This window comes from Candidatus Bandiella numerosa (genome assembly GCF_021811875.1).
Classification (GTDB): Bacteria; Pseudomonadota; Alphaproteobacteria; order Rickettsiales; family Midichloriaceae; genus Aquirickettsia; species Aquirickettsia numerosa_A.
Map to the genome: position 1 here is coordinate 1 of NZ_JAJBJD010000038.1, position 7,900 is coordinate 7,900.

General features: G+C 29.7%; 7 protein-coding genes. 2 read left to right on the plus strand and 5 right to left on the minus strand.

The window, feature by feature from the left end:
* Window positions 1–285 precede the first annotated feature (285 nt).
* The 3 genes from L8D11_RS02295 to L8D11_RS05915 all read right to left on the minus strand — a co-directional run bounded on the left by L8D11_RS02295 (window position 286) and on the right by L8D11_RS05915 (window position 3,838).
* On the minus strand, window positions 286–1,992 hold the full coding sequence (locus L8D11_RS02295) for a protein-disulfide reductase DsbD family protein (protein WP_236870062.1): 1,707 nt from the start codon (window positions 1,990–1,992) through the stop codon (window positions 286–288).
* A gap of 365 nt (window positions 1,993–2,357) precedes the next feature.
* The gene (locus L8D11_RS02300) at window positions 2,358–2,852 is read right to left on the minus strand and encodes a CarD family transcriptional regulator (protein WP_236870063.1); all 495 of its coding nucleotides are present in this window, start codon (window positions 2,850–2,852) and stop codon (window positions 2,358–2,360) included.
* Window positions 2,853–2,980: 128 nt separating this feature from the next.
* A complete protein-coding gene (locus tag L8D11_RS05915) occupies window positions 2,981–3,838 on the minus strand; it encodes a zinc-binding dehydrogenase (protein WP_236870064.1) in 858 nt (285 codons plus the stop codon).
* Between the two features lie 169 nt (window positions 3,839–4,007).
* On the opposite strand from L8D11_RS05915, the gene L8D11_RS02310 reads away from it, so the two are divergent.
* Both L8D11_RS02310 and L8D11_RS02315 read left to right on the plus strand, forming a co-directional pair.
* Window positions 4,008–4,910 carry an ATP-grasp domain-containing protein gene (locus L8D11_RS02310; protein WP_236870065.1) on the plus strand — a complete coding sequence of 301 codons (903 nt, stop codon included), beginning with the start codon at window positions 4,008–4,010 and terminating at the stop codon, window positions 4,908–4,910.
* A 27-nt stretch (window positions 4,911–4,937) separates the two neighbouring features.
* The gene (locus L8D11_RS02315; protein ID WP_236870066.1) at window positions 4,938–5,735 is read left to right on the plus strand and encodes a class II glutamine amidotransferase; all 798 of its coding nucleotides are present in this window, start codon (window positions 4,938–4,940) and stop codon (window positions 5,733–5,735) included.
* A gap of 81 nt (window positions 5,736–5,816) precedes the next feature.
* Here L8D11_RS02315 and nusA read toward each other — a convergent pair whose 3' ends face one another.
* Window positions 5,817–7,157, minus strand: a complete 1,341-nt coding sequence (gene nusA, locus L8D11_RS02320) for a transcription termination factor NusA (protein WP_236870067.1) — start codon at window positions 7,155–7,157, stop codon at window positions 5,817–5,819.
* Between the two features lie 23 nt (window positions 7,158–7,180).
* Window positions 7,181–7,669: a ribosome maturation factor RimP gene (locus L8D11_RS02325; RefSeq protein ID WP_236870068.1), complete on the minus strand. Its 489-nt coding sequence runs from the start codon at window positions 7,667–7,669 to the stop codon at window positions 7,181–7,183.
* Window positions 7,670–7,900: the final 231 nt, after the last annotated feature.

Genomic DNA, 7,900 nt, shown 5'->3' on the forward strand with positions numbered 1-7,900 from the left:
GTCCAACTTTAGACTTTTATGGAAGGAGGTTCTTATCAAGTTACCAGGCTTAATGCCTTGACGACGCCTCAGAATCACTCCTTCCAGCCGTTATAAAATAGCTAATCTCATAACAACTTATTTACAAGTATTTATTCTTGCTTTTTCAAGATACATGACGGTGCCCACTCACGCTATAGTTATTTTTTATTAATTCAAGCTTTTTCTACTTTAAATAAAATATTTAGTATCAAAAAAAAATTTTAAAATTCAGTAAAATATTATTTTATACTAGAGCTATGTAAATCACTTAACCTCTTCTATAGCCTGAGCAATTTTATTAAAAGTTAATATTTCGCTTAGGATCAAGCCTTTTTTATTTTTTGGTCCATACATAATGTATAGTGGAATTCCATATCTTTCATTCTTTTTTAAAAAATCATAAATCATATTGTTGCCCAATGTATAATCTGCCCTAAAAAGTTTTACATTATTTTTTTCAAAAATTTCATAAATAGTTCTGTGGTCTAAAACTAGCATCCTATTTAATTTGCAAGTAGCGCACCAATCTGCAGTAACCTCAACAAATACCAAATTATTCTTTTCAATTTCCTTTTTAATCAATTGTGGTTCAAAACCCCTCCATTTATTATTAATAAGTATATCTTCTTTTTTGACAGTAGAATCATATTGCATAACTAAGTTTACTGAAAATAAGAGAAGAACAAAAAGTAAAAAAGTAGCATAATATCTATTGCTGTAGTTGTTAAAATAACCATATGTGAGCATTAAAATTTTCTTGAATATCACAATAAACCCAATAAATATTAATACCGAACTTAATTCTACTTGATTACTTAAAGTAAATAGAAGCCAAACAACATTAATAATAAAAACTATTGCAAAGAATTTTTTTAATTTAATAGTCCAGCTACCTGGTTTAGGTATCCATTTTAATAAATCTTGATTAACATAAATTAATACATATGGAATAGACATTCCAAGACCAATGAAAAAATAATACAGTAAAATATACATGTTATTTTGAGTCATTGAATATGCAATAGCGGTGGATAAAAATGGAGCTGTACATGATGTTGATAAAGTAGCAATAAGGAACCCATTAAAATAACTATTCAATATTTTATCATTTATTTGCATGCTAAGCATATAAGAAGCAAATCGTGAAGGTAAAATGAATTCAAAATCGCCCCATAGATTACTAGCCATTACTAACAATAATATAATTAATACCATTATAAAAACTGGGCTTTGGAAATGCATTCCCCAACCAATATTGATACCAATTGCCTTAAAAATAATTGTCACAATAGCCAATAATATAAAAAAGCTGATTATACCTAATATTGAGTAAAAAATGTTATTTCTTAAAGCTCTATGAGAATAATTTTTTGTTTTGACTAAACTTAAAATTTTCAGACTTAAAATAGAAAGCACACATGGCATAAAATTTAGAATAAATCCTCCAGCCAATGAAATTAATATATATAATAAAATCTCTGCTATATATGGCTTTTTATCCTGCTCATCTAACTTAGCTACAAAATACTCCCAAAGCCAAACGATCTTAGTATCGTAAACGCACTTTTTGTTGCACGCGGAGTATTTTAGTTCTAAATAAAGTTTTTTTAAATCGTACTTACTAATTGTATTTAATTTTATTTTTAACAAAACATTATTTGAGAAGATATTACTTACATATTTTTTCCCATTTAAAATTTTTACCTCCCTATTTGAAGGTGGATATACAATATCGTTATTTATTATTACGTTGTTCTTTAGAATCTTTATGTTAAGTGGAATGCCAAAATCAGATTTTTGATTACTGTAAAGCTTCCAATCTTTATCTACATTTATCATCACATCAAACTCTAATACATTATTTTTGTATTGAATGTTGTCGACATCTATGTCTAATATGTCAAATTCTAAGGCATTTAAATTTTGTATCAGTAGAAAAAAGAGTGTTACAAATATTACTTTTCGAAACATAACTATATAAGGTGCAATAGGTACAGGGTTCTGCAATATATATCACCTTTTTTAAAAAAAATATAAAATTTTTGAAGACTTTTAAAAGATTGTTTGCTATACTGCGCGGGTAACTGAATTGTTACGACCTTGTTTGCTTGTATGATAATGATTGTAAAAGGATTATACACCCCTCTATGTTATTAGTCATTTTTATTCCCAATATTTGTTATAATTCTTTTACATTATTCAACAGTAAAAACTTACATATTACAAGCTTTTTTTAGCAATCAGTAATAGGTCCCTGGTTAATAAACGCCATAGACATATGATGTAGAAAGCTATATCCTTATTACTTGTTTGTCAAATCCTTAAAAAACAAATTCTTAATTTAGTTTAGAATTTATTTTATTGATAGCTTCATTCATTTGAACCTTACAAGTAGCAGCATATTCACCAGCAAGCCTCTCAAGCGCATCATTGTAAATAATTTTTTCACTGTAGGATCTTTCTGATTTTTCAATATTGCTATGCAACTCCTTAATTACCTCTGCAATTGCAATTACATCACCTGAGTTTATTTTACTTTCATACTGTTGAACTCTCTTACTCCACATACCCTTGTGAAGCTTAATCCTCTTTCCTGAAAGAACATCTAAAGCTTTATCCAAAAATTCACTTGAGCAAAGTGGTCTAAGACCATCTTTATCCACTCTTGATTTTGGTATCCTTAAAGTCATATCATTACTTTCGAAAGTAATAACATAAACTTTTATTTCAACACCACCGTAAGTATCATTTTCCTCAGCAGATATCTTACCAACTCCATGAGTAGGGTATACTACAGAATCCCCTACTTGAAAACCACATTGTTTAGACATAATAATTAGCTAACCTATTAGTTTTAATACGCAGCAGGATAACATTTTTAATTCACTAAGTAAAATTTTTAGTTATTTTTTTTGAATTTTCACTACTTTTAGTAGTGCATTTAATATGTAATCGTTCTTTAATCGGCTATCAATACTATTTTGCCAATGTTATTGACAGATTTTAATAATTGATGCGCTTTCTCAAATTCACTAAGCTTATATACTCTACTAATTATTGGCCTTACCGCTCCTTTTGTAATATGTGGGAGTAAATTTTCACAAGCCTCCTTAAACAGTAATGCTTTTTCCTCAACAACTTTATTGCGTAAAGTAGAGCCAATGATGCTTAAATTTTTCATTAAAATCCTGGCAACATTTATTTTTGATATTTTACCATCCATTACAGCAAATAGAATAAGTTTTCCATATTTACCTAATATACTTAAATTTTGTTCCAAATACTTTCCACCTAAAATGTCTATTATTAAATCCATTTTAAAATGGATTTTATCTATGTCATCTTTAAATTGTTCAAAAGTGAGTGTTACACAATTTTTAATATTTTCTAAATATTTTAATTTTTCAATATTATTAGAAGTTGTAAAAACTTGTTTTCCCTCAATTACTACAAATTGTATCATCATCGAGCAAATGCCACTCGCACCACCATGAATTAAAATATTAGAACAATTTTGAACATCACCTAACTTATATAAATTCAACCATGCTGTAACCATTGCCTCTGGAATTGCCGCAGCGTCAATATATCCAATATCCTCTGGTATCTTGTGCACCAGCCTTTCATCTACTTCAACCTCTTTACTGTAACCGCCAGAACTTAATAAGGCAAATACCCTCTCACCAGTATCAATTCTAATACCTGAAACCTCAAGACCAGGAATTTTATTTCCATCTGGCGCATGATATTTACCTTCTAATTGAAGTACATCTGCTCTGTTAACACCAATTGCATGTACTTTGATTTTTACTAACACAATAAAATTTATAGTTAATTACTTAATCCAAAGTAATGAACTTAAAAATTCAAATCAAGCTATATTTTCTAAATGAGTATTCAATAACTCAATTATACAGCATTCTAAAATGAATTGACAAAACAGATTAAAAATTATACCTGAGTAATGTTCAATATTATTTAAATTTATGCCTAAAGGACTAATTATCTACAATAAAAAAGAAAGTGATATTACTGACTACAGTGTTTTAAGGCTATTGGAAAGCGCTAGATCAAAAAATATTGATTTGTCGATTCTCACTCCAGAGCAATTTGAGTTAGTGGTAACGCAGAGTGATAGAAATAGCATCTTAGTTGATGATCAGCCCACTCTTTTACCGGATTTTATTTTACCAAGAATTGGTTCTGCAACAAGTTTTTATGCTTTATCAGTAATTAGGCAATTAGAGCATTTGGGGGTCTATTCTTGTAATTCTGCAAATGCAATAAAAAATGTGAAAGATAAGTTATTAATGCACCAAATTTTAGCCTATAGCAAATTGGCAACACCAAAAACAATGCTTGCAAAATTTCCAGTAGACGTATCTGTCATAAAAAGAGAAATTGGCATCCCATTAATTATAAAAAATGTTACTGGAACTCAAGGCAGAGGAGTGTATTTATGTGAATCTGAAGAAAAATTTTCAGATGTTATGGAGCTTATTTACACCAATAATGCAAATGCTAACATTATAATTCAAGAATTTATTGAGACTAGCTATGGAAGAGATTTAAGAGTATTTGTTACTGGTGGTAAAGTAGTTGGCTGTATGCAACGTATTGCAAAATCAGGTTTTAAGGCAAATTTTTCAAAAGGTGCAGAGGTGCAACCTTATAAATTAACTTCTGAAGCTGAGTGGATAGCGACCGAGGCATCAAGATTATTAAATCTTGATGTTGCTGGAGTAGATTTGCTATTTGGAGAAGATGGAAAATTTTTAATTTGTGAGGCAAATTCATCTCCACAATTTCATGGATTAGAAAATGTTGTTGGAAAGAAAATTGCTGATGATATTTTGGATTATATTTTAGTCAAAATTGGTATGAAATAGTAAAAATTACATAGGAGTATAATAATTATGTGTAGACTTATTGGATATAGGGGAAAAACAAGCATTTTACTAAGTGAATTGGTTGAAAAACCAGAAAATTCGTTGATAAAACAAAGCCTTGCAACTAAATTGGGTAAAAAGGGCATAAATGCTGATGGTTTTGGGATATCATGGTATAATCAGGACATAGATGACACGCCTGGTATTTTTAAATCAACCCAACCTGCTTGGAACGATAATAATCTAAAACGTATATGCAATAAAATTCTATCAAATTGTTTTTTAGGTCACGCTAGAGCTTCTACAGTTGGAGATGTAACTGTAAATAATTGTCATCCCTTTTCATATAAAAAGTATTCTTTTATACATAATGGAACTATTCATAATTTTGGAAAAATTCGACGTCCCTTACTTAATGTGCTTAGGGAAGAATTTTTTAATCAAATTAAAGCCCAAACAGATTCTGAACATTTATTTTTCTTAATTATGCATTTTTTATTTAATGAGGCAGAGCAAAGTTTAGAGCAGTCAGTTTTAAAGGCATTTAACTGGGTTATTGAAAATCAGCGCCAAGAAGATGAAGAACATTTTTCAAAACTCAATATTATTATTACCGATGGAAAGAGCCTTATAGCAACACGTTTTGCGTCAAAAGACAATGACACTATTCCACTTTACTATAATATTAGTAACTATAATGACTCAATTGTTATAGCATCTGAGGCACTCTCACATATTGAATCTACTGATTGGCAATTACTGCCGCAAAATTCTTATTTAATAGTAGACGAAATGCCTTTAAAAATTCAGATTAAATCTTTTTGATAAAGTTTGTTTATTAAAAACTTATATAAAGCAACCTTAGCCGAATGACATTGTATGCAACAAAATTATAAAAAGGACACACTACTCTCTTTTATTGCTATCCTTTTTATCGGCATTTTGCTCAACTTCCTGATTATTGTTTAGGTGTTCTTTTGCTCTTGAAATCAACTCTTTTGCTATTTCCTCATCTAACCCTTCAACTGAAGCAATGGCTCTCATGTCTGCTTCTGCCAGATTTTCTATACTACTAAAACCTTCTGAAGCTAATAGCTGCGCAAGAATTTCTTCAAGATTTAATACTTCCATAAACAATTTAGTAATTCTGCTAAATTCTTCTTGCCTTTTACTTGATTCTAATTCCTCAGTAGTTATGTTAATTCTCCACCCAACTAACTCAGATATTAATTTTACATTCTGCCCTCTTCTACCAATAGCTTGGCTTTGATCCTCTTCTGGAACAAATACTTCTATCCTATTTTGATCTTCGTCAATTACAACTTTAGAAACTCTAATAGAGCCTAGACAATTAACTACATATGTAGCCGGGTCTTCACTCCATTTTACAATATCAATTTTTTCCCCTCTTAATTCCTTAATAATTGATTGAACCCTAACTCCTCGCATCCCAACACATGAGCCAACAGGATCAATAGAAGAATCCGATGAGTAAACTGATATTTTAGCTCTTGAAGCAGGGTCTCTTGCAATATTTTTTATTTCTATTATTCTGTCGTATATTTCCGGCACTTCTTGCTTAAACAACTGTGCTATAAAATCTTTATGAGTTCTAGATAGAATTAATGGAGGTCCATTAGTTTCTTTATCTAATTTTGTAAGGTAGGCTCTAATTCTATCTCCTAATTTATAATAATCTGTCTTTAGGACTTGATCTTTCTTCAATACAGCTTCAACACTACCCAGCTTAATTATATATCCGTTTGCTTCAATCTTTTCTACTATACCGTTGATTATTTCCCCAATTCTATCTTTATATTCTTCGAAAATTTTATCTCTTTCCAATTCTCTTACTTTGCTTATAATAACTTGCTTTGCTGAAATAGCATTTAATCTTCCAATTTCTAATGGAGGTAATACTTCTTTAATTATATCTCCCTCGTTTAAATCTGGATTATCTTTTCTTGCCTCAGATAACTCAATCGTCTTAACAACTTCACCGCTACTATCATCAGTGCCTTTAAAATTGTCTTTTACCACCAATATTTCTCTGTATAACTCTATATTACCTAAATTTCTATTAATTATAGCTTTTATATTTATATTGGCACCATATTTTCTCTTTGCAGCCATCGCTATCGCATCTTCTAATGCTTCTATAATGGAATCTTTAGATATACCCTTATCTCTAGCTACTGCATCAGCAACATGAAGTATTTCGTTTCCACCAAAATTTCTATTTCTCATTATTATTATATACCAAAAATTAATTATTTATTATGTTCATATTGTAAATAAGCTTCTGATATTGAATCAAACCTTATATCTACTACTTCATTATTATCAATAGGCATTATTGATATAGAATCTGCATTAATTTCTTTTAAATATCCTTTAAAACTCTTCCTATTAAACACCTTAAATAGAGTATACACTTTTATTAGCTTACCCTTATTTTTATTAAAGTCCTTTAGCCTCGTTAAAGGCCTATCAATTCCTGGTGAACTAACTTCTATAGAGTGGTCTTCTAACCCTAGATCATTATTACTCAAAAGTTCAATTACAACTTTGTTAACATTTTCACAGTCTGAAATCTTCACTTGAGTATCATCAACTGTATCTATCATTATTTGACATTTCTTGCCAGTTTTGTCCTTATAAGTTCTAATTCTTATAATCTCATAGCCATCTTTGTCAATTTCATTTGAAAGCAGAAACGCAAGTTCTTTCTCTCTTTGAGTATTGTAAACGCTTACCATTTAATTTATTGGAGTTAATAAGAATACCCACATAATAAATTCACGAAATAAAAAGTCAAGAAAGTAATTTGTTTTTTATAAATTTATACAGCCTACTATACCTTAAAAAGACCATTGCATAATAGGCAGAAAGAAACATATATGATAGAATGAAAAGATAAGTACATACGAAAGAGGAGGCAAAATGTCATTTTTAGTAAGAGAAGCAGAAGAACGTATAGAGAAGAGTAA

Coding starts and splice junctions, on each gene's coding strand:
- L8D11_RS02295 (WP_236870062.1), bottom strand. CDS start 1,992: ATGTTTCGAAAAGTAATATTTGTAACACTCTTTTTTCTACTGATACAA.
- L8D11_RS02300 (WP_236870063.1), bottom strand. CDS start 2,852: ATGTCTAAACAATGTGGTTTTCAAGTAGGGGATTCTGTAGTATACCCT.
- L8D11_RS02310 (WP_236870065.1), top strand. CDS start 4,008: ATGCCTAAAGGACTAATTATCTACAATAAAAAAGAAAGTGATATTACT.
- L8D11_RS02315 (WP_236870066.1), top strand. CDS start 4,938: ATGTGTAGACTTATTGGATATAGGGGAAAAACAAGCATTTTACTAAGT.
- nusA (WP_236870067.1), bottom strand. CDS start 7,157: ATGAGAAATAGAAATTTTGGTGGAAACGAAATACTTCATGTTGCTGAT.
- L8D11_RS02325 (WP_236870068.1), bottom strand. CDS start 7,669: ATGGTAAGCGTTTACAATACTCAAAGAGAGAAAGAACTTGCGTTTCTG.